Here is a 20492-nt window from a genome sequence, read left to right on the forward strand (position 1 = left end):
CGGCGGTCGCGGACGCGATCGGCGGTTTGGACTCAGCAGGGATGTAATGGCCGGGGCGAAAGCCCGGGCGATTAAATCCCTTCCCCCAAATCCCGAGAGTCCGCGCCCCGCGCTCTTTTTTTACCCCAAGGAGACACACCGATGTTTGAAAACGTTGAACGACCTTCCATTCAAGTGGGCGACCGCACGATTCAATTTGAAGTCGGCCGCGTGGCCCGGCAGGCCGCCGGCGCCTGTCTGGTGCGCATGGGCGACACCGTGGTCCTCGTGGCCGCGGCGAACGGCAACAAGCCCCGCGAAGACCGTGATTTTTTCCCGTTGACCGTCGATTACCGCGGCCGGACTTACGCCGCGGGACGCATCCCCGGCGGGTTCTTTAAGCGCGAGGGCAAGGCCCGCGACAGCGAAATTTTGGCCGGCCGCCTGATCGACCGCTCCTGCCGTCCCCTTTTCCCGGAACACCTCCGCTTGGAAGTCACAATCGCGGCGATTCCCGTCTCCCACGACGGGGCCCACGACCCGGACATCCTCGCCATGTTGGGCGCCTCGGTGGCGCTCGGTATGTCGTCGCTTCCTTGGGCCGGCCCCATCGGGGCCGTCCGCCTCGGGCGGATTGACGAACGCTTCATCTTGAACCCCACCCTGGATGAGCAGGAGCGCAGCACGCTTGACCTCATCGTGGCGGGTAAAAAAGGTTCGATCCTGATGGTCGAATCGGGCAGCCACGAATTGAGCGAAGAGCTTTTGATCGAAGCCCTGCGGATCGCCCAGCAGGAAATCGACAAGCTTTGCGACCTCCAGACCGAACTTTTCAAGAAAGTTGGCAAGCCCAAAATGACCGTGCCCCCGCCCGCCGTCGACGCCACGCTCGCCGCCAAGGTGGGCGAGTTGGCCCGCGGCCGCACCGCGGAGGCCATGAAGACCGCCGACAAGCACGCCCGCGAGAACGCCATCGACGCCATCGTCGCCGAGACCCAGGCGAACCTGGCCGGGGAATTCCCGGACCAGACCGGCGTCATCAACGGCTTGTTGGCGACCCTGGAATACGAGGAAGCCCGCAAACTGATCTTGAACGAAAACCGCCGCACCGACGGTCGCGGTTTCGAGGAAATCCGTCCGATCCACATCGACACGGGCGTCCTGCCCCGGGCCCACGGGTCCGTCATCTTCACCCGCGGCCAAACCCAGGCCCTGGCCACGGTGACCCTGGGGTCTCCGGCCGACCAACAGATCATGGACGAACTGGAAGGGGAGTTCAAAGAGCGCTTTATGCTGCACTACAACTTCCCCGGTTTCTCCACGGGCGAGCCCAAAGCCGAGCGCGGTCCCGGCCGCCGGGAGATCGGCCACGGCGCCTTGGCGCGGCGCGCGCTGTTGCCCCTGCTGCCCGAACCGGACACCTTCCCGTACACCATTCGCATCGTCTCCGACATCTTGGAATCCAACGGGTCCTCCTCAATGGCCTCGGTGTGCGGCGGTTCGTTGGCTCTGTTTGACGCCGGCGTGCCGATGAAGCGCCCCTGCGCCGGGATCGCCATGGGCTTGATCAAGGAAGGCGACCGCTGGGCGGTGCTCACCGACATCCTGGGAATGGAAGACCACCTGGGGGACATGGACTTTAAAGTCACCGGCACCACGGAGGGCGTGACGGCCCTTCAAATGGACATCAAGATCGAGGGCATCTCGATCGAAATCATGACGAAAGCCCTCGAACAGGCCAAGCGCGCCCGCCTCTTCATTCTCGATAAGATGGCGGCGGCGTTGCCAACCCCGCGCCCCGATATGGCGGCCCACGCCCCGCGCATGGAAGTCTGCCAGATCCCCGTGGACAAAATCGGCGCCCTCATCGGCCCCGGCGGCAAAAACATCCGGCGCATCATCGAAGAGACCGGTGCCCAGGTGGATGTGGAAGACGACGGGAAGGTGTACATCACCGCCGTGGACCGCGCCTCCCTGGAGACCGCCAAACGCCAGGTGGAGTCCTACGGCGCGGAGGTTGAAGTGGGGAAAATTTACACCGGCACGGTGGTCCGCATCATGCCGCGCCTCGGCGCCTTCGTCGAGGTCATTCCCGGCAAGGACGGATTGATCCACATCTCCCAGCTCGACGTGAACCGCGTGGAGCGCGTGGAGGACGTGGTGAAGGTCGGCGACCAGGTCGAGGTGAAGGTCCTCGAGGTCGACAGCCAAGGCCGCGTGAACCTCTCGCGCAAAGCCGTCCTCAAACCGGGCTCCGAACTCGAAACGCCCCTGCCATCGCAACGCGGCGCGGGGCGCGGCGGGGACGAACGGCGCGGGGGACGGGACCGATTCGATCGCGGCCCACGCCGCGACCGTGGCGGCGACCGCGGCGGTGAGCGGATGGAACAGCGCGCTCCGGTCGAACAACGCGCTCCGGTCGAACGGCGCGGTCCGGAAACCACGAGCGGCGGCGAACGCGGGTATTTGTAAAAACCATTCGGGGGAGTGCAGGCATGAGCGAATCCACCGACAACACGACGCCCGGCGGTCCCGACGCGCTGCAACGGTATTACGCGTTGATGCGCGAGCGGGACCTCTCGGAACTTGAGATTCGTGACGGCGATTTTTACTTGAAATTGTCGCGGGCCGTGGCCGCGCCGATGGCGTGGCATCCGCCGGCGCACCCCACGCACGCCGCCGTCGCGGCGGCCCCCGCCGCGGCGGCGGCCGTTCCGGCCAAGCCCGCGGGTCATCCGGTGGCTTCGCCCTTAGCGGGCGTGTTCTACCGATCACCCAGCCCCAGCACGCCCCCCTTCGTCAAAGAAGGCGACAAAGTCGCTTTCGGCGACGTGCTCTGCATCGTCGAAGCCATGAAAGTGATGAACGAAATTCGCGCCGATCGACCCGGCGTTCTGCGCAAGATCGTGGCGGAAAACGGGAAACCCGTGTCCGCCGGCCAGGACCTGTTTCTCCTCGATCCGCTCCCCTAACCGTCCGCCATGTGGCACGAGATCGGCCAGACGGCGGGGCGCGTGGTGCAGTATCTTGAGGAGCACCCCGACGCCTCCACTCTGCAGATCCGGTCGTCCCTCAAAATCACGCAAACCCTCCTTTTTCTCTCCCTCGGGTGGTTGTCGCGGGAGGGGCGCGTGGATTTGGTTTATCGCGACCGGGGGTATTGGGTGACGACCAAACGATGATCGACACGGCCACGGCGGTCTTGCTGGGCGTCGTGCAAGGCCTCACCGAATTCCTTCCCGTCTCTTCCGACGGGCACCTCACCCTCTTTCAAGCTTCGCTCAACCTGGATGGTCACACCTTGGCGTTGGACGTGGCCCTTCACGTCGGGACCCTGTTGGCGATGGTCCTCTTTTTCCGCGCGGACCTCGGCCGGGTGATCGCCGGATTGCTCGGTCCCCGGGATCCGGCCCGGGCGGCGGACCGCCGGTTGCTGGTCTTAATCCTGGCGGCGACCTTTGTGACGGGCGTCATCGGCCTGGCCCTCAAGCCGCTCGTGGAGCGTTTAACGGCCTCCTACGGGGCCGCGGCGATCGGCTTTTTTTTCACAACCCTCGTTTTGCTCCGCGGCGAACGCGCGGGCCGGCGGACCGATCGTTCGGGGGATCCCTCCAACGTTCCGGTTTGGCACGCGCTCGCGATCGGCGCCGCCCAGGGGCTGGCGGTTTGGCCGGGGCTGTCCCGGAGCGCCTCCACCATCAGCGTCGCGTTGGCGTTGGGGTGGACGTGGCCGGCGGCCGGTCGGTTCAGTTTTTTGGCGGCCATGCCGGCCATCGCCGGCGCGACCCTGCTCACGGCGCGCGACATGAAGGCCCTGCCCCTGGCCCCAACGATGGTGGGCCTCGTCACCGCCTTCATCGTGGGCTGGTTCGCTTTGGCTTTGCTGATGAAATTCTTGGCCGCGCGACGGTTGTGGCCCTTCGCCCTCTATACAATGGGACTGACGCTTTTTGCCCTCTTCAAAAGTGTAAAATAACGAACTCATGAAACTCTTCGCCCGCTACCGCTCTTCGCCCACACGCGCCCGCCGCCGGACCGCGGCGTCACGGATGCCCCTCGTCGGCGTCGCCCTCGCTTCCGCTTCGCTCATCGCTTTTTACACCGTGTTGTTCCCGTTCGGCGATTGGGGCCGGCCCATCAAGGGCGCCTTGGCCACCGCTTTCGGCATCGGCCGTTTTTTCGTGCCCCTGTTAACGGGTTACGTCGGTTTGCGGTTGTCCCTGTCGCGCCCTTGGCCCCAGGGGGTGTTGCGCGCCGCTCTGTGGTCGGGCCTGTTGTTTTTCGGACTTTGCTTTGTGAGCTTATTTTCCCGTTTGGCCTACGGGGCCAACGTCGCCGGCCTGGTCGGGTTGGCGGGGGCGGATTTATTCTCCCGCATGTTCGGCGCGCCCGGCGCCTGGCTCGTCTCCTTGGCGGGGGCCGCTTTTGTGGTCACGGCTCTTTTCCGCGTCACCCCCGCCGCCGTGGTGGAATGGGTCTGGAACCGGCTCCGGGATGATTTGAACGAATGGCGGCGCGCGCGCCGGGAAATCCGGGTCGCCCGGGAAGTCGTTGTGAAACCCCGGCCCATAACGGCGCCCGACCCCGTCGTCGCGATCGCGCCGGCGGGAACGCCGCGCATCGAACGCCCCGCGGCCCCGCCCAAACCCGCGCCCCGGCCCGCGTTGGACACCCCGCCCCCGAAACCGGCCGCCGAGGAAAAACCCGCGGCGGCAACGGGATCCCTCTCGCCCCCAACGGCCCCGGTGCCGGTTTTTAGATTGCCGGCCCTCACTTTGTTGCAGGACTACACGGGGTCGTCGGCGCCGCCCGCCGAGGGGGATTTGGTCGCCAAGGCGCGCCTCCTCGAGCAGACCCTTCAAAATTTCGGCGTCCAGGCGCGCACGACGGACATCCACCCGGGGCCCGTGATCACCCGGTTCGATTTGGAGCCCGCGCCCGGCGTCAAAATCAGTTCCATCGTGAATCTCTCCGACGACATCGCCCTCGCCATGAAAGCGACGCGCGTGCGCGTCCTGGCCCCGGTGCCCGGCAAGGGGGCCGTGGGCATCGAGCTGCCCAACCCCGAAACGGTGACCGTCGGGTTAAAAGAAATCCTTTCCGACGCCCGCGTCCAGTCCACGCGGTCGCCCCTGGCCGTCGCCCTCGGCAAATCGAGTTCCGGCGAACCTTTTTTCGCCGACCTGGCCCCCATGCCGCACTTGCTCGTCGCCGGCGCGACGGGCACGGGCAAATCGGTGTGCATCCACACGCTCATTATGTCGATCTTGCTGCGGGCCACGCCGGACCGTGTGAAATTCGTGCTCATCGACCCCAAACGGCTCGAGCTGCCGTTTTACGAAGGCATGCCGCACCTCTACGACCCCCGCACCGGGGCCGAGGGGGCGCAGGTCATCACGCAGCCCAAGGAGGCCGCCAAGGCCCTGGTGCGTCTGGTGAAAGTGATGGAGCACCGCTACGACGTATTCGCCCGAGCCAACGTGCGCAACATCGAAGGGTACAACGACAAAAGGGCCGCCCAGGGGTTGCCCCCCGAGTTTTACATCGTGGTCGTGATCGACGAATTGGCGGATTTGATGCTGATTTCCGCCCGGGAGGTCGAGGATTGCATCCAACGCCTCGCCCAGATGGCCCGCGCGGTGGGCATCCACCTCGTGCTGGCCACGCAGCGCCCCTCCGTGGACGTGATCACCGGCGTGATCAAGGCGAACCTGCCCGCGCGCATCGCGCTGCGGGTCGCTTCCCAAACCGACAGCCGCGTCATTTTGGACACGCCCGGCGCCGAGTCCCTCGTGGGCCGCGGCGACATGCTCTTTTTGCCCGCCGGGGCCCCGCAACCGATCCGCCTGCAGGGGGCTTTCGTCTCGGAAAAAGAGGTCGAGGCCGTCGTGGGATTCTTGAAATCCCAGGGCGGCCCCCGCTACCCCGACATTTTCGCCGAGATGGCCGCCACCCAGGCGGCCGCGGAGGACGCGGAAACCCGCCAAGAGCTGGACCAGGCCCTTCGGCTGATCATGGAGCGCAAGCGGGTCTCGCAGGATCTGCTCAAGGCCCATTTCGGGTCGTCGGCCCGGGCGACCAACGTGTTGTCGTTGCTCGAGGTGCGGGGGTACATTCACAAGCCCGAGGGCACCAATAAGTGGGAAATCAATTTTGATAAAATCCAGGATCTGTTCCGGTTGCCGTCCGCGGCGACCGCCGGCGAATCGACGGAGGAAACCGAATGATGCGCGTCTTGTGGGGAATGGCTTTGGTCTTGAGCGCGGGGGCGTTGTCCGCCGCCTCGGTCGAAGACGTGTTGGGACGCCTGGAACGCTCCGAGGGCGAAATCAAAACCCTTTCGTTCGATTACCGCCAGACGGCGAGCTTGTCCGTCGGAAAAACGGAAACCGCGGTTTCGGGCCGGGTTTCCTTTCAACGCCCCGATCGCTTCCGCATCGAGACCGCGGGCCCCGCGGCGCAAACGGTGGTGTCGGACGGCACCCACCTGTGGATCCACACCCCGGCCCACAAACAGGTGATCAGGGACACTTTGAAAGGCGTGTTGGGCGCCCAGGGGGTGCCCGCCGGTCTTGGAAGTTTCCAATGGAAGGCGGCCGATTTGAAAAGGGAATTCAACGTCTCCGTCGATGATGCCGCCGGCGAGACGCCGGTTTTGGTGTTGACCCCCAAAGCCGGGGGGGACACCGTGGTGCGGCTCTGGGTCGACATGAAAACCGGCGTCGCGATGAAAACCGCCTTGAGCGCCGAAACCGTGAAGACCGAGGTGACGTTGGCCAACGTCCGGGTGAACCCCCGCTTGGCCAAAACCCTCTTTCGGTTCAAACCCCCCGCCGGCACGGAGGTGCTGGATATGCCGGTGATCGCGCCATGAGCGAACTGGATCCCAACACGCCGGGCCTTCTGGGGCAGACGCTCAAAAACCGCCGTCTCCAAAAAGGCTTGGCCCTTGAAGATGTGACGCGGGCGCTGCGCGTGCCCACCCGTTATCTGAACGCCCTCGAAGAGGAACGCTGGTCGGACCTTCCCGCCCGGGTCTATCTCGAAGGATTTTTGGTCAAGTACGCGGAATTTTTGGGTCTGGATTCCAAAGACATGGTGGCCCGGGTCCGCGAGGCGGTGGGCGTGGTGGAAAAACCGGCGTTTTCCCATCCCAAACCCGTTCCCGAAGCTTTGGACGACGCCTCCCTGGCGCCCATTCGATTCGGGTTGTTGTTGGTGGCCTTGATCCTGGCCGGGGCGGGGGGGTTCTACTTTTTCCGTCACCAAGAAATTCGCACCACCCTCGCGGATATGCCCTTGAACCAGGTCACGGAGCCCGATGTGGTGTTCAGCACGGGAACGGTCCCCGGGGGGGCTCCCGCGGCGGTCGAAACTTCCCCAACGACGAGCCCCAACGGCCACACGTTGGTTTTGAAGGCGACCCTGCCCGTTTGGGTGCGGGTCCGGTTGGACGGCGCGGTCAAGTTCGAAGGCACGTTGAAAGCGGGCGACCTGCGCACATGGCCCTTCAACAACGCGGCGCGCTTGCGCTTGGGCAACAGTTCGCGCGTGGAGTTGAGCATCGACGGGACCTTCGCGTCCAAGTCCGACAGCACCGCCCCCGGGGATTTCGTTTGGCCGTCCCGGAGCGCGACCGCGGCCATCGTCCCTTCGGATCCCGTTTCCACCCACACCGTCAAGACACCCTGAATTTATGTCCCTCGGCCGCGTGGCCTTTGTGGTCCTGGGATGCGCCAAAAATCAGGTGGAGGCGGAAAGCATGTCGTCCCGCCTGGCCCGGGACGGTTGGGACCTCACCGCCGACATCCCCAACGCCAATTTGGTGGTCGTCCATTCCTGCGGATTTTTGGACGCCGCCCGCCAAGAAGCCCGGGACACCCTGGGCAACGTGCGGCGGGCTTCCCCCAAGGCCTCGGTGGTCCTGACGGGTTGTTTCGCCCAATATTTGAACGGCCGCCGGCTGCCCGGGGTGGACGCGATATTGGGAACGGGGCAATTTGACCGACTGCCCGCCGTCTTGGAGGGCCTGCGGCGAAAACGATCCGCTCCCCCGGCGATTCCCCGGTCGGGCCCCGCGGGCTACCACGACGCGAGCCGCCCCCGCCCCCTTCCGCCGGGGCAGTTGTCCGCCTACGTGCGGATCTCCGAAGGTTGCAACCACCGTTGCACGTTTTGCGTCATTCCCCAGTTGCGCGGGTCCCTCAAGAGCCGGCCGCCGGAGGACATTTTCGCGGAGGCCCGGGACCTGACCGACCGGGGGGTGCGCGAGCTGGTGTTGATTTCCCAGGACACCACCGATTACGGCCGGGACACGGGCCGTCGGTTGCCGTTTTTGATCGAGGAACTGGCGTCCTGGCCGAAGCTGGACTGGTTGCGCCTCCTCTACGCCTACCCGTCGGAAGTCGACGACGCGTTGATCGCGCTGTTGGCCGGGGAGCCGAAGCTGTTGGGGTATCTGGACATGCCGTTGCAGCACATCGCCGACCCGGTGTTGAAAGCCATGGCCCGCGACAGCGGCGAAAAAGAGACCCGACGCCTTTTGGACCGGTTGGTGAAGCGGGTGCCCGGGTTGGCGTTGCGGACGACGTTCATCGTCGGGTTTCCCGGCGAGACGGACGCCGACTTCCGCCGCCTTGAAAAACTGGTGGACACGGGGGTGTTCGAACACGTGGGGGTGTTTCCGTACTCCTTCGAGCCGCGCTCCCCGTCGGCGCGGTTGCCGGGCCTGGTGCCCACGGAGGTCGTGAACGAACGGTGGCAACGCCTCTTGGACGCGCACCGGCGGGTCAAGGCGAAAAAAGACGCGGCCCGGATCGGACGACCCATCGCGGTTTTGGTGGAACGGGGGCCCGCCGGTTGGTCGGCCCGCGCCGCGCACCAGGCCCCGGAAGTGGACGGCGGGGTTCGATTGGCCCGCTGGCCCCGTCGGCCGGGCCTGTTCGCCGCGGCGGTCACGGGGGTCGACGGGTTCGACTTGAAGGCGACATTGAAAAAAAGCGCGGAGGCGCCGGTTCCATGAATTTGCCCAACAAACTGACCCTGGGACGGTTGTTCGCGACGCCGGTCTTCATGGCGTTCGTCCTGCACGAGAATTTCTATTCCCAAACGGCGGCGTTGCTCGTTTTCATAGCGGCGGGCGTGACGGATTTGGTCGACGGGTATTTGGCCCGCAAGCACAATCTCATCACCCCGCTGGGGGTCTTCTTGGACCCCTTGGCCGACAAGCTCATCATCACGGGGGCTTTCATCGCGTTTGTGGAAGTGCGCGCGCTTCACGTGCCGGCCTGGATGGTGGTGGCGATCGTGGGGCGCGAATTCCTCATCACCGGACTGCGCGGCGTGGCGGCCACCCACGGCCTCTCCCTAGCGGCGGACGACGGGGGGAAATACAAAACGTCCGTTCAGAACGCGGCCATTCTCACGATCCTGGTGGCGATGATGTCCCGCGCGGCCCTGGCGCAATTCGCCGGGGTGAGCGTGGAGGACCTGGCCGCGCGCGGCGCCTGGGCCGCGGCCGCCGGGCGGTTGTTGGAATTCATTCCCTTCTGGATGATGTTCGGCGCGACCCTCGTGTCGGTCCACACCGGCGTCCGCTACCTGGTGCGGCACGCGGCCTTGCTGCGGGAACAACCGTGAACGGCGGACGCTGCCGCGACGCTTTTTTCCTGACGGCGGCCACCGTGGGATTCGTGGGGACGCTGCCCTATCGCCTCGTCCCGCTGAAAAAGTGGAAGGGCGGCGGGCTGCTCGGCACCGCGGTGGGCTGGGGTTTGGTTTGGCTCCTGCCCACAAACCCGGCCGCCTACGCCCTCGCCTGCTTGTCGATGGCGCTCTTCGCCGTCTGGGTCAGCCACCATGCGGAAAAGCGCATGGACCACGACGACCCGCGGATCGTCATCGATGAGGTTGCCGGCGTTTGGCTCGCCTGCGCGGGGTTGCCGCGGACTCCGGGCCCGATGCTCTTGGCGTTTTTGTTTTTCCGTGTTTTCGACGTGTGGAAAGGCCCCTGGGGGCGGCACAGCGCGCGTTTGCCGGGGGGGTGGGGGATCGTGGCCGACGACCTGGCCGCCGCCTTGATGGCGATGCTCCTGTTGCGCGCGGTGGCGTGGGGCGGCTATTTATTTGTATAGTGTTTGGGTCAGAGACGAAAAGTTAACGCGGGAAAAGGAGTCCCTATGACCACCAAAGAAGATAAATTGAAGGCGCTGCAGTTGGCCATGGCCACCATCGAGAAACAACACGGCAAAGAGGCCATCATGAAGTTGGGCGAAAAATCGGCCAAGGTGAAGGTGGACGTGATTCCCACGGGCGCGCTGCCCCTGGACGTGGTCCTCGGCGTGGGCGGGTTGCCCCGCGGTCGCGTTGTTGAAGTTTACGGGCCCGAATCCTCTGGGAAAACGACGCTTTGCTTGCACGCGGTGGCCCAGGCCCAAAAATTGGGCGGCACGGCGGCTTACATCGACGCCGAGCACGCGATGGATCCCGAATACGCCAAACGACTCGGCGTCGACATCGACAACCTCTTGATTTCCCAGCCCGATTCCGGCGAGCAGGCCTTGGAAATCGCCGACCAGCTCGTGCGCAGCGGCGCCGTGGACATCATCGTCGTCGATTCGGTGGCGGCGTTGGTGCCCCGCGCCGAAATCGAGGGGGAGATGGGCGATTCCCACGTCGGGTTGCAGGCGCGGCTCATGAGCCAGGCCCTGCGGAAGCTCACTTCCAACATCGCGCGGTCCAAAACGCTCATCGTCTTCATCAACCAGTTGCGCATGAAGATCGGCGTCATGTACGGCAACCCCGAAACCACCACCGGCGGCATGGCGCTGAAATTTTACTCCTCCGTCCGCCTGGACATTCGCCGGGTCGAGAGCATCAAACAGGGGGACCGCGTGGTGGGCAACCGCGTGCGGGTGAAAGTGGTGAAGAACAAGGTGGCCGCGCCCTTCCAGCAGGCCGAGTTCGACATGTTGTTCGGCGAGGGCATCTCCCGCGAAAACTGCCTGCTCGACATGGGCGTCAACGCGGGCATCGTGGAAAAGGCCGGCACCTGGTACCTCCACAAGGAAGACCGCCTGGGCCAGGGCCGCGACGCGGCGCGCGGGTTCCTGAAGGAAAACCCGAGCGTCGCCGACGCCATTGAACGCGCCGTGCGCGCGAAATACATGCCCGGCGAGGCCGCGTTGGTGGAAAAGCCGGAGCCGAAGCCCGAGGCCAAACCCAAGGAACGCGAAACGGCCAAGGCGGGCCGCGCCAAGGATTGATCGCGCGGGCCCTCCCCCGCGCCGGGAACCCATGCCGGATTCGCCCCCGGTCGCTCCGGCGACGCCCGACGGGCCGCTGAGGGAATTCGTCGATCATTTGCGGGTCGAGCGGAAGTTGGCGGCCAACACCGTGGCGGCCTACGGGTCCGATTTGCGGCCCTACGTGGCTTTTCTGCAAAAACGGGGCCTGGGCCTCGAGGCCGTGACGCCGCCCGTGCTCACGGATTTTTTATGGGAGAGGCGATCGCGCCTGAAAGCCACGAGCCTCGCCCGCCTGGGCGAAAGCCTGCGGCAGTTCCACCGTTTCCTCAAATCCGAGGGCCGCTGCGCCCAGGACCCCACCGAGAACCTCTCCTCTCCCAAAACCCCGCAACGATTGCCCAAGGTGTTGGGGGTCGACGAAGTGAACCGCCTGCTCGCCCACGCCCCATCGTCCACGCCCCGGACGCTTCGGTTCAAGGCCATGCTGGAGGTGTTGTACGCCTCCGGTTTGCGGGTGAGCGAATTGGTGGGCCTCCCCACCAACGGCGTGGATTTGGAATTGGGGTTTTTGCGGGTCTTCGGCAAGGGCGGGAAGGAACGGGTGGTGCCCGTGAACCGCCGGGCCGTGCACGCCATCAAAAGCTACTGGGACACCCGGAAGGACTTGCCCGACTCCCACGGCTTCGCTTTTGTGGGGCCGGGGGGAAAACCCCTCACGCGGGTGGCCTTCTGGTACGAACTGCGGCGTTGGGCAAGGGCCGCGGGCGTTCACCGGCCGCTCAGCCCGCACACCCTGCGTCACTCCTTCGCCACCCATCTGCTCCGCGGCGGGGCGGATTTACGCGCCGTTCAGGAGATGTTGGGACACGCCGACATTTCCACCACGCAAATCTACACGCACGTCGACCGGCAGGGACTCAAGGACGCCCACCGGAAATTCCACCCGCGGGGATAGGGATATTTAGGCGCCGGGGCGCTTGAGGATCATGGCGCCGCCCAGACCGCCCGAGGCGCAGGCGGTGGCCAAGCCGTAGCGGGCGTTGCTGTTTTCTTTCATGGCGTGGATCACGTTGAGCAATAACCGCACGCCCGTGGCCGCCAGGGGGTGCCCCAGCGACAGCGTGCCGCCGTTGGGGTTGAGGATGCCTTTTTCGTAGGCCGCGTCCCAGTTCTGGCGGTATTTCTCCTTGCCGACGCGGAAAATCGACAGGCACGTGGCGGCGAAGGCTTCGTGCAACTCGATTTGGTCGAGTTCGTGAAAGGGAATCCCGCCCCGCTCCAGGGCCACCCCGGTGGCGAACACCGGGGCCACGCCCATGTAGGCCGGGCTCGTGCCCCAGAACCCCCAGGAATGGATTTCCGCCATGATTTCAAGTCCGAGATCTTTGGCGCGCTCTTCGGTGGTCACGATCACGGCGGCCGCCCCGTCCGAGCGGGCGCAGGCGTTGAAGAGCGACAGGGTTCCCCGGGTTTTGCCTTCCTCGTAGGTTTTCCCCAAAATGAATTGGCCGTTGTCACGGTAAAAATCCTTGATGGAGTAGGAGGGGCCGTCGAAAATGGTGGGCGCTTTTTCAAGCATGCGGGGTTTCTCCACCAGGCTTTCGCGCAGGAAGGGATACTCGTCCTTGTCCAACACTTTCACGCCGTCGCGGACGATGGGGACGATGTGGGAATCGTAAAACCCGCGTTTTTCCGCCGCGAGGCCCCGGGCGTAGCTCTGGTGGGCGTACTTGTCCTGGGCCTCGCGGGAAATGGAGTACATTTGGGCGCAAACTTCCGCGGTGGCGGCCATGTTGATTTTGCAGATCGGGTCGGTGAGTCCTTCTTCGGTGGTGTCGTTGATGGCGATATCGGGGGTGTCCCACAGGGCGCCCCAATTGGTTTTTAAGGCTTCGAGGGACCGCAGGGCCTTCGTGTCGCGGGACCCGCGGATGACATAGGGGAAGGTGGACATGGATTCCGTGCCCCCGGCCAGATACACCTCGCCTTCGCCCATGATGATGTGCCGGTAGGCGCTGGCCACGGTTTCCAGGCTGGAAATGCAGTTGGTTTGAATGGTGTAGGCCTGGACTTTTTCGGGCAGGCCGGCTTTGAGGGCCGAAACCCGCGCGATGTTGGGCGCGTGGGACCCCTGTCCGACCCAGCCCACCAACACGCCGTCCACCGCGTGGGGGTAAAGGGACGTCCGCTGAAGGGCGGCCCGAAGCACGATTTCCATCAGCTGTTCGGGGAGGTATCCCGCCAGGCTCTTGCCCACGTGGCCGATGGGCGTTCGCACGCCGCCGCAAATCACGATTTTCTTTTGGATCGGTTTCATGGCTTCCTCCCCGGCTGCCGCTCAATTCAAGGCTAACCCCGAGGGGAAGGGGCGTCAAGGGCGTTAACCTGAATTTCTCAGTTGGGCGCGGGATTCGACGAACGATGCCGGACTTTTTCTTCTTCAAAAAGTTCGTCCGATGTCACCGCATCGACCTCACTTTTTCGTCGAAAAAGCCACGGCCTCGTTCGTCTCGGTCCTCGTGCCAACTGAGAAGTTCAGGTTAATCTGATAAAATGGTCCCGTGAAATTTTACGTCGAGACATTCGGTTGCCAGATGAACGTGGCCGACGGGCTGGAGATGGGCCGGCGCCTCAAAGCGCGGGGGTTTGAAGCCACGACCGACCCCGCCCTGGCCGACGTGGTGCTGGTCAACACCTGCACCGTGCGTCAGCACGCCGAGGACAAGGCCCTCTCCCGCCTTGGGCGACTGGCGGATTGGCGGGCCGGCGGGCGGCGATTGCTCGTGATGGCGGGGTGCGCCGCGGAACGGCTGGGCCCGCGGCTTTCGCGCCGATTCCCCCAGGTGGACCTCGTGATCGGGGCCAAATCCATCGCGCGGTTCGACGAAATATTGGACGAGCGCTGGCCGCGCACGGCCTTCGACGGCCGCCGGGAGTGGGAGGAGGCCTGGGGGTGGGGCGCGGGCTTGGACGACACAACCCTGCCCGGCGAAGGGGTGGCCGGGTTTGTGACCATCATGCGGGGGTGCAATTTTTCCTGTTCTTATTGCGTGGTCCCGGCCGTGCGCGGACGGGAGGTGTACCGGCCCGCCTTGAGCGTTCTGGACGAGGCCGCCGCCCGCGCCGCCCGGGGCCAATGGGAGTTGACCCTCTTGGGCCAAACCGTGAACTCCTACCGGCCCGGGGGGCCCAACCCCGGACGCGACGGCGCCGACATCAATGATTTTTCGGACCTGTTGCGCGCCCTGTCCGCTCTCCCGGGCGTGGAGCGCCTGCGTTTTATGAGCCCCCACCCCCAATACATCGACGATAAATTCGCGGCTGTTTTCGCGGAGACCCCCGCGATCGCGCCGCACCTCCACCTCCCGGTGCAGTCGGGGTCCGACGCCGTCCTGTCCCGGATGCGCCGCAACCACACGCGGGCGAAATACCTGGAGAAAACACGTCTTTTGCGGACGGCACGGCCGGAAATGTCCTTTACCACGGATTTCATCGTGGGGTTTCCCGGCGAAACCGAGGACGATTTCGAGTCGACGGTGTCCCTGGTGGGGGAGGCCGATTTGGACGGGGCCTACGTGTTCAAATACTCGCCCCGTCCCGGAACGGCCTCGGCGGGTTCGGCCGACGACGTGCCCCCGGCCGAGAAAGAGCGCCGGCACGCCGCGCTCCAGGCGCTTTTGGACGAACGCGCCCGGGCCAAACTGGCCGCCCTGGCCGGAACGATCCAGGACGTGTTGGTCGAGGCGGTCCTCCCCGCCGACGCGGGCTGGGAATGGGAAACACGCACGGCCCACAACCGAAAAATGTTCGTCCGCGCCGACCGCGCGGCCCGCCCGGGCGAGCGCCGCCGCGTCCGGGTGACCGGGGCCGAGGGAAAAACACTTTATGGCGATCCGACCTAAAACGCGTGCGCTTTTGTGGGGCGGTGTGGCCGCGCTGTGCGTGGCGGCTTTTTTCACCCCCCGCGGCTTTTATTGGCGGATGGCGGCCCCGCTCTTTCACGCGGACCATGTGGATCATTACGCCAAAGAGCGAGGGTTTGATCCCCTTTTCATCATGGCGCTGGTGCGGGTGGAGTCCAGCTTCGCCCGTTCGGCCCGGTCCCCCCGGGGGGCGGTGGGGCTCATGCAAATCATGCCGGAGACGGGTTACGACATGGCCCGGCGGTTGGGGCTGGCCCCCGACAAAATGGATTTGGAAGACCCCGAAACCAACATCCGTCTCGGCGTTTATTACCTTTCGGTTCTGCGAAACGAATTCGGCGATGACCGTGTGGCCTTGTTGGCCGCTTACAACGCGGGCCCCAAGAACGCCCGGGAGTGGTTAAAGTCCGGCCCGTTGACCGTGGAAAAGATCCCCTTTCCGGAAACGCGCGCGTTGATTGAGCGGGTGAACCGCACGGAGGAACGTCTGCGCTGGGTCGCCGGGAGGGCCCGTGGCTGAACCCACCCCGCTCATGCGCCAGCACGCGGCGCTCAAGGCCAAAAACCCCGACGCGCTGTTGTTCTTTCGCCTGGGGGATTTTTACGAACTGTTTGAGGACGACGCCCGCCGGGCGGCCCCTGTCTTGGAATTGGTCCTGACGCAACGGCAGGGAATTCCCATGTGCGGCTTGCCGCACCACGCCCTGCCCGCCCACCTCGGGAAACTGCTCCGCGCCGGATGGCGCGTGGCCATCGCCGAACAAATGGAGGATCCCGCCACCGCCAAGGGCATGGTGACCCGCGAGGTCGTGCGGGTCGTCACCCCGGGCACGATCCTGGAAGACGAACTGTTGAACGCCAAGGACAACAATTTCCTCGCGGCCGTCCGCCCCGGCGGCCCCGGGGAAGCCTGGGGACTGGCCTGGGCGGACATGTCCACGGGGGAACTCGTGACGGCGACGCTCCCGGGCGCGGCGGAAATCGCCGACGAGTTGGGGCGCCTGAACCCCCGCGAAATCCTCTGGCCCGAAGGCCACCCCGTGGCCATCGAAAAGACCGTCACCCCCTGGGCGCCGCAATATTTTGTCGGGGAGTCCACGAACGGGCGCCGGGCCGCCGGCGACGCCCTGGCGGCGGTGCTGGCCTACGTGAAACGCAACCAGCCCGCGGCGGCCGCGGGTTTTCGCGAGCCGCGGGAGCACCGCGCCGCGGAATTCATGGTGTTGGACGAACAAACCGTTGAACGGTTGGATTTGTTGCCGCCGCCGGGGCCCCGGACGCAGGCCGGACCGGTGTGCCTGTGGGACCTCTTGGACCACACGGCGACGGCCATGGGCGGACGGCGTTTGAAGCATTGGCTTTTGCACCCGTTGATGGACCCGGCGGCGATTCAGGAACGGCAACGGGGGGTCGCGTTTTTCCTCGAAGCCCGCCGGGAGCGGCGGGCCCTGGGCGAACTCTGCCGCGGGACGGCGGACGTGGAACGGATCCTGGCGCGGCTTTCCGCCGGGACGGCCACGGGCCGGGACCTCGGCGCCCTGCGGCGGACCCTGCGCTTGACGCCCGAGGCGGCGCGGATCCTCGGGGGGGCCACGTCCTTGGACGGCGAACACCCCCTGCGCCCCTTGATCGCCGGATTGACCGCGCCCTCCGCCCTGGTGGAATTGCTGGAGATAGCCCTGGCCGAGGACCCGCCCGTCCGTCTTTCGGAGGGCGGGGTGATCCGCGATGGGTATTCGGCGCCCCTGGACGAATGGCGCGACCTGGCCAAACGGGGGCGGGGGTGGGTGTCGGATTTGGAGGCCGACGAACGGCGGAGGACGGGCATCGGTTCCCTTAAGGTGGGGTTTACGTCGGTGTTCGGGTATTACCTGGAGGTGTCGCGGGCGAATCTGGCCAAGGTCCCCGCGGAATGGATCCGCAAACAGACCCTGGCCAACGCCGAGCGTTTCGTGACGCCGGAACTCAAGGCCCAGGAGGACAAGATTTTGGGGGCCGAGGAAAAAGCCAAGGCGCTGGAGCGCGACCTGCTGGCCGAGGTCCGCGCCAAGGTCGTGGCGCACCGCGAAGCCCTGTGGGGGTTGGCGGAGTCCCTGGGCCGCGTGGACGCGCTGGCTTCCCTCGCGGAGGCGGCCGAACGGGGCCGCTGGACGCGCCCCAAAATCGTGCCGGGCGACGGGTTCCTTTTGGAAAAAGCCCGGCATCCGGTGGTGGAACGGGTGCTGGAGGAACGGGGGGCGGGGCCCTTCGTTCCCAACGACGTGTTGTTGGACGGAGGGGAAAACCGGCTGTGGCTCGTCACCGGACCCAACATGGGTGGCAAATCGACGTTCCTGCGGCAGACGGCCCTGGCGGCGGTCCTCGCGCAAATGGGGTCCCACGTGCCCGCGGAAAAAGCGGTTTTGGGTTTGGTGGACCGGGTGTTCACCCGTATCGGCGCGGGCGACAATTTGGCGGGCGGCGCTTCGACGTTTTTGGTGGAAATGCGCGAGGTGGCGGACATCCTGAACAACGCGACCGCGCGCAGTCTCATCGTTCTGGACGAGGTGGGGCGGGGGACCTCGACCTACGACGGGGTGGCGGTCGCCTGGGCCGTGGCCGAGCACCTGCTGGGACGACCCGACCAACCCGCCCCGAAAGTCCTCTTCGCGACCCACTATTTCGAATTGACGGCTCTGGCGGCGTCGCACCGCGGGGCGCGCAATGTCCACGCGGCGGTGCGCGAATGGACGAAGCCCGACGGTAAAACGGAACTGGTGTTTTTGCACCGGGTGTTGCCCGGGCCGGCGGACCGGTCCTACGGCGTGCACGTGGCTCAAATGGCCGGCCTGCCCGCGGCGGCGGTGGCCCGGGCCCGGGCGCTGTTGCGGGCGCTGGAAAACGGGGAGCGCCTGGGGGCCGCCGCGGCGGCCGCTCCGTCGGCCCAGGGGGAATTGTTCGCCGGGCACCCGGCGGTGGAGCGCCTGCGCGGCGTGGATCCCGATCGATTGACCCCGCTGGAAGCCCTGGCCCTGGTGGCGGAACTCCGTCGATTGCTTTGAACAACGCGCCTGTGTTATGATGAGTCGAAGACCACAGGGGGGGCGATTATGCTGAAAACGGAAAAGCGGCGTCACAAACGATTCCCGGTTTTGAAGGACATGGCGGAACCCGTGGATCTCTTCGTCATGGACCACCCCGCGCGCGAAGTGCCGGCGGTGTTGACCGACCTTTCCGGCGGGGGCATGTCCCTCGTCGTGTTCGCCCACGTTTCCGGGGAAGCGCGCCTCAAGATGATCCTCGACATTCACGGGTTGGAGAATTTGGAACTGCTGGGCCGCGTGGCCTGGACGGAGCCCAAGGGCGACACCACCGCCATCGGGGTCCGGTTCGATCATTTGTCCCACGAGACCTTGCACCGCATCAACAACATGGCCGAGGCCTTCCAGGATTGCGAACTGAAGCTTTCCTTCGGCATCAAAGACGTGTGTTTCCGGGAGTGCGGCTACTTCTCCCTGTGCGCGAAACCCGTTAAACTCAAACATTAATTTGGGCAAGGTCCATCAACTTCCCGAGGACATCGTTCGCGGCATCGCCGCGGGCGAGGTCGTCGAGCGCCCCGCCGCCGTCCTCAAAGAACTCATCGAGAACAGTCTCGACGCCGGGGCGACGCGCCTGGACATTGAAATCCGGGACGCCGGACGAACGCGCCTGCGGGTGACCGACGACGGGTGCGGTCTGTCGCCCGAAGACGCGCGCCTCGCCCTGGAGCGCCACGCCACTTCCAAAATCACGACACTGGCCGATCTCGACCGCGTCCGCACCTACGGGTTCCGCGGCGAGGCGCTGCCCTCCATCGCGGCGGTTTCGCGCTTTGAGTTGCTGACCCGCCCCGCGGAAACCACCGGCGGTTGGCGCATCGCCGTGGACGGGGGCCGCGTCGTTTCGGAGGGACCGGCCGGGGCCCCGGTGGGGAGCACCGTGACCGTCGCCGACTTGTTTTTCAACACCCCGGCGCGGCTTAAATTTCTAAAGTCCGACGCCACCGAACGCGGCCAGTTGCTGCGCGTGGCCGAGGACGCGGCCCTGGCGGCGCCGGGGGTGTCCTGGCGCGTTTCCGCCGAAGGCAAGGACGTCTGGTCCCTTTCGACCTCCGCCCCGGGCGCGGACCGGGACCGGCTGGCCGCCCTTTGGGGCGGGGCGCGGGCCGACACCCTCAAAACCGTCCGCGCGGAACAAAAATACGCGTCCGTTCACGGCTGGGTCTCGGACGTCCATTCGCCCCAGGCCACGGCCCGTTACCAGCGGTTGTTCATCAACCATCGGCCGGTGACGAACCGGCGGTTGCTCCACGCCCTTTACGACGGATACCGCGGCCGTCTGTTGGTGGGCCGACACCCGGCGGCGGTCCTCTTTTTGGAAATCGACCCCACGCTCGTGGACGTGAACGTGCACCCCACCAAGCGCGAGGTGCGCCTTTCGCACGAAGAGGAATTGCACGGGTTGGTGAGCCGCGCGGTGCGCGAAGCGTTGGAACACAGCGCCACGCCCCGGGCGGTCTTCGCCTTTTCGGCGGCCCCGGCCGGCGCGCCCGTCGACACCCCGCCCCCGAGGGCGGTCGCGCCGTCGCCGACGTTCCGCGCCGCCGAGTTCGGCGGCGTTTACCGTTCGCTCGACGGCCTCCCCGCCGCCGAACGCGCTTCCGGCGAACCCTTGCCCCTGGACGAATTCAAGGCCGCGCGGTTCGAGCCCCTTTCCCAGTTGTACGCCACCTACATCCTCGCCCGCGTGGACGACCGGTGTTTCGTTTTCGACCAGCACGCGGCGGCCGAGCGCGTGCTCTACGAAGCTCTCCGCCGTCGCAACGAGGCCGGCGCCCCGGCGCGGCAACCCCTGCTGATCCCCTGGGTGTGGGAACCCTCGCCGGAAGCGGCCGCCCTGTTGACCGAACGGCGCGGGGAGTGGGACGCCCTGGGGTTTGATCTGGAACCCTTTGGCGGCGGCGCCCTGCGGGTGCGCGCCGTGCCGGCGGCCTTGCCCGAACACTTGGTCCGGCCGGTTTTGGAAGGGTTGGTCGAAGACATGCTGCAGGGGCGGCTGGCGCGGGGGGTGGACGCGGTTCTCGTTCGGGCGGCCTGCCGGGGCTCCGTCAAAGCGGGGGACCCCTTGGCCCCTCCCGAGATGGATCGGTTGATCGTCCAATTGCAGTCGGTGGAACACCCGTGGACGTGTCCCCACGGACGGCCGACCTTCCTCCAATTGGCGAGCGAAGACCTGGCCAAGCGCTTTCACCGTCTTTAAAACCGGGAACAATTGGGTTCTTGCCCCTGCATCGATAGTATCCCCTTGATCCGTCCGGTTTTCT

The 20492-nt window shown here is 65.8% G+C and carries 18 protein-coding genes; 17 read left to right on the forward strand and 1 reads right to left on the reverse strand.

The window, feature by feature from the left end; all coding sequences use genetic code 11:
• Positions 1-141 precede the first annotated feature (141 nt).
• From pnp to xerD, 12 genes are read left to right on the forward strand one after another with little or no spacing between them, the layout of a single operon-like run.
• Positions 142-2451: a polyribonucleotide nucleotidyltransferase gene (gene pnp, locus IPI56_05460; protein MBK7545183.1), complete on the forward strand. Its 2310-nt coding sequence runs from the start codon at positions 142-144 to the stop codon at positions 2449-2451.
• 23 nt (positions 2452-2474) lie between these two features.
• Complete coding sequence (gene accB, locus IPI56_05465) at positions 2475-2951, forward strand: acetyl-CoA carboxylase biotin carboxyl carrier protein (protein ID MBK7545184.1); 477 nt, start codon at positions 2475-2477, stop codon at positions 2949-2951.
• A 9-nt stretch (positions 2952-2960) separates the two neighbouring features.
• Positions 2961-3161 carry a winged helix-turn-helix domain-containing protein gene (locus tag IPI56_05470; GenBank protein MBK7545185.1) on the forward strand — a complete coding sequence of 67 codons (201 nt, stop codon included), beginning with the start codon at positions 2961-2963 and terminating at the stop codon, positions 3159-3161.
• Complete coding sequence (locus IPI56_05475; GenBank protein MBK7545186.1) at positions 3158-3955, forward strand: undecaprenyl-diphosphate phosphatase; 798 nt, start codon at positions 3158-3160, stop codon at positions 3953-3955. Before IPI56_05470 ends, IPI56_05475 begins: the two co-directional genes overlap by 4 nt.
• 7 nt (positions 3956-3962) lie before the next feature.
• Complete coding sequence (locus tag IPI56_05480) at positions 3963-6206, forward strand: hypothetical protein (protein MBK7545187.1); 2244 nt, start codon at positions 3963-3965, stop codon at positions 6204-6206.
• Entirely contained in the window at positions 6203-6853 is a 651-nt protein-coding gene (locus IPI56_05485; protein MBK7545188.1) for an outer membrane lipoprotein carrier protein LolA, read from the forward strand. Before IPI56_05480 ends, IPI56_05485 begins: the two co-directional genes overlap by 4 nt.
• Entirely contained in the window at positions 6850-7671 is an 822-nt protein-coding gene (locus IPI56_05490; GenBank protein MBK7545189.1) for a helix-turn-helix domain-containing protein, read from the forward strand. The genes IPI56_05485 and IPI56_05490 overlap by 4 nt, the downstream gene beginning before the upstream one ends.
• A gap of 4 nt (positions 7672-7675) precedes the next feature.
• Positions 7676-9001, forward strand: coding sequence for a 30S ribosomal protein S12 methylthiotransferase RimO (rimO, locus tag IPI56_05495; protein ID MBK7545190.1), 1326 nt, complete (start codon positions 7676-7678; stop codon positions 8999-9001).
• Entirely contained in the window at positions 8998-9618 is a 621-nt protein-coding gene (gene pgsA, locus IPI56_05500; protein MBK7545191.1) for a CDP-diacylglycerol--glycerol-3-phosphate 3-phosphatidyltransferase, read from the forward strand. The genes rimO and pgsA overlap by 4 nt, the downstream gene beginning before the upstream one ends.
• Complete coding sequence (locus tag IPI56_05505; GenBank protein ID MBK7545192.1) at positions 9615-10112, forward strand: phosphatidylglycerophosphatase A; 498 nt, start codon at positions 9615-9617, stop codon at positions 10110-10112. Before pgsA ends, IPI56_05505 begins: the two co-directional genes overlap by 4 nt.
• 45 nt (positions 10113-10157) lie before the next feature.
• A complete protein-coding gene (recA, locus tag IPI56_05510) occupies positions 10158-11243 on the forward strand; it encodes a recombinase RecA (protein MBK7545193.1) in 1086 nt (361 codons plus the stop codon).
• Between the two features lie 31 nt (positions 11244-11274).
• Positions 11275-12180 (forward strand): site-specific tyrosine recombinase XerD, encoded by a 906-nt coding sequence (gene xerD, locus IPI56_05515; GenBank protein MBK7545194.1) that lies wholly within the window; start codon positions 11275-11277, stop codon positions 12178-12180.
• Positions 12181-12186: 6 nt separating this feature from the next.
• Here xerD and IPI56_05520 read toward each other — a convergent pair whose 3' ends face one another.
• The gene (locus IPI56_05520) at positions 12187-13542 is read right to left on the reverse strand and encodes a thiolase family protein (GenBank protein ID MBK7545195.1); all 1356 of its coding nucleotides are present in this window, start codon (positions 13540-13542) and stop codon (positions 12187-12189) included.
• 244 nt (positions 13543-13786) lie between these two features.
• On the opposite strand from IPI56_05520, the gene miaB reads away from it, so the two are divergent.
• The 5 genes from miaB to mutL are packed head-to-tail and all read left to right on the forward strand — an operon-like array spanning position 13787 to position 20428.
• Positions 13787-15127: a tRNA (N6-isopentenyl adenosine(37)-C2)-methylthiotransferase MiaB gene (gene miaB / locus IPI56_05525; GenBank protein MBK7545196.1), complete on the forward strand. Its 1341-nt coding sequence runs from the start codon at positions 13787-13789 to the stop codon at positions 15125-15127.
• Positions 15111-15668 (forward strand): lytic transglycosylase domain-containing protein, encoded by a 558-nt coding sequence (locus IPI56_05530; protein MBK7545197.1) that lies wholly within the window; start codon positions 15111-15113, stop codon positions 15666-15668. The genes miaB and IPI56_05530 overlap by 17 nt, the downstream gene beginning before the upstream one ends.
• On the forward strand, positions 15661-18189 hold the full coding sequence (gene mutS / locus IPI56_05535) for a DNA mismatch repair protein MutS (GenBank protein ID MBK7545198.1): 2529 nt from the start codon (positions 15661-15663) through the stop codon (positions 18187-18189). Before IPI56_05530 ends, mutS begins: the two co-directional genes overlap by 8 nt.
• Positions 18190-18237: 48 nt before the next feature.
• A complete protein-coding gene (locus IPI56_05540; protein MBK7545199.1) occupies positions 18238-18675 on the forward strand; it encodes a PilZ domain-containing protein in 438 nt (145 codons plus the stop codon).
• 1 nt (position 18676) lies between these two features.
• Positions 18677-20428 carry a DNA mismatch repair endonuclease MutL gene (mutL, locus tag IPI56_05545; protein MBK7545200.1) on the forward strand — a complete coding sequence of 584 codons (1752 nt, stop codon included), beginning with the start codon at positions 18677-18679 and terminating at the stop codon, positions 20426-20428.
• Positions 20429-20492: the final 64 nt, after the last annotated feature.

This window comes from Elusimicrobiota bacterium, from assembly GCA_016706425.1.
GTDB lineage: Bacteria > Elusimicrobiota > Elusimicrobia > FEN-1173 > FEN-1173 > JADJJR01.

Coding starts and splice junctions, on each gene's coding strand:
- pnp (MBK7545183.1), top strand. CDS start 142: ATGTTTGAAAACGTTGAACGACCTTCCATTCAAGTGGGCGACCGCACG.
- accB (MBK7545184.1), top strand. CDS start 2,475: ATGAGCGAATCCACCGACAACACGACGCCCGGCGGTCCCGACGCGCTG.
- IPI56_05470 (MBK7545185.1), top strand. CDS start 2,961: ATGTGGCACGAGATCGGCCAGACGGCGGGGCGCGTGGTGCAGTATCTT.
- IPI56_05475 (MBK7545186.1), top strand. CDS start 3,158: ATGATCGACACGGCCACGGCGGTCTTGCTGGGCGTCGTGCAAGGCCTC.
- IPI56_05480 (MBK7545187.1), top strand. CDS start 3,963: ATGAAACTCTTCGCCCGCTACCGCTCTTCGCCCACACGCGCCCGCCGC.
- IPI56_05485 (MBK7545188.1), top strand. CDS start 6,203: ATGATGCGCGTCTTGTGGGGAATGGCTTTGGTCTTGAGCGCGGGGGCG.
- IPI56_05490 (MBK7545189.1), top strand. CDS start 6,850: ATGAGCGAACTGGATCCCAACACGCCGGGCCTTCTGGGGCAGACGCTC.
- rimO (MBK7545190.1), top strand. CDS start 7,676: ATGTCCCTCGGCCGCGTGGCCTTTGTGGTCCTGGGATGCGCCAAAAAT.
- pgsA (MBK7545191.1), top strand. CDS start 8,998: ATGAATTTGCCCAACAAACTGACCCTGGGACGGTTGTTCGCGACGCCG.
- recA (MBK7545193.1), top strand. CDS start 10,158: ATGACCACCAAAGAAGATAAATTGAAGGCGCTGCAGTTGGCCATGGCC.
- xerD (MBK7545194.1), top strand. CDS start 11,275: ATGCCGGATTCGCCCCCGGTCGCTCCGGCGACGCCCGACGGGCCGCTG.
- IPI56_05520 (MBK7545195.1), bottom strand. CDS start 13,542: ATGAAACCGATCCAAAAGAAAATCGTGATTTGCGGCGGCGTGCGAACG.
- IPI56_05530 (MBK7545197.1), top strand. CDS start 15,111: ATGGCGATCCGACCTAAAACGCGTGCGCTTTTGTGGGGCGGTGTGGCC.
- IPI56_05540 (MBK7545199.1), top strand. CDS start 18,238: ATGCTGAAAACGGAAAAGCGGCGTCACAAACGATTCCCGGTTTTGAAG.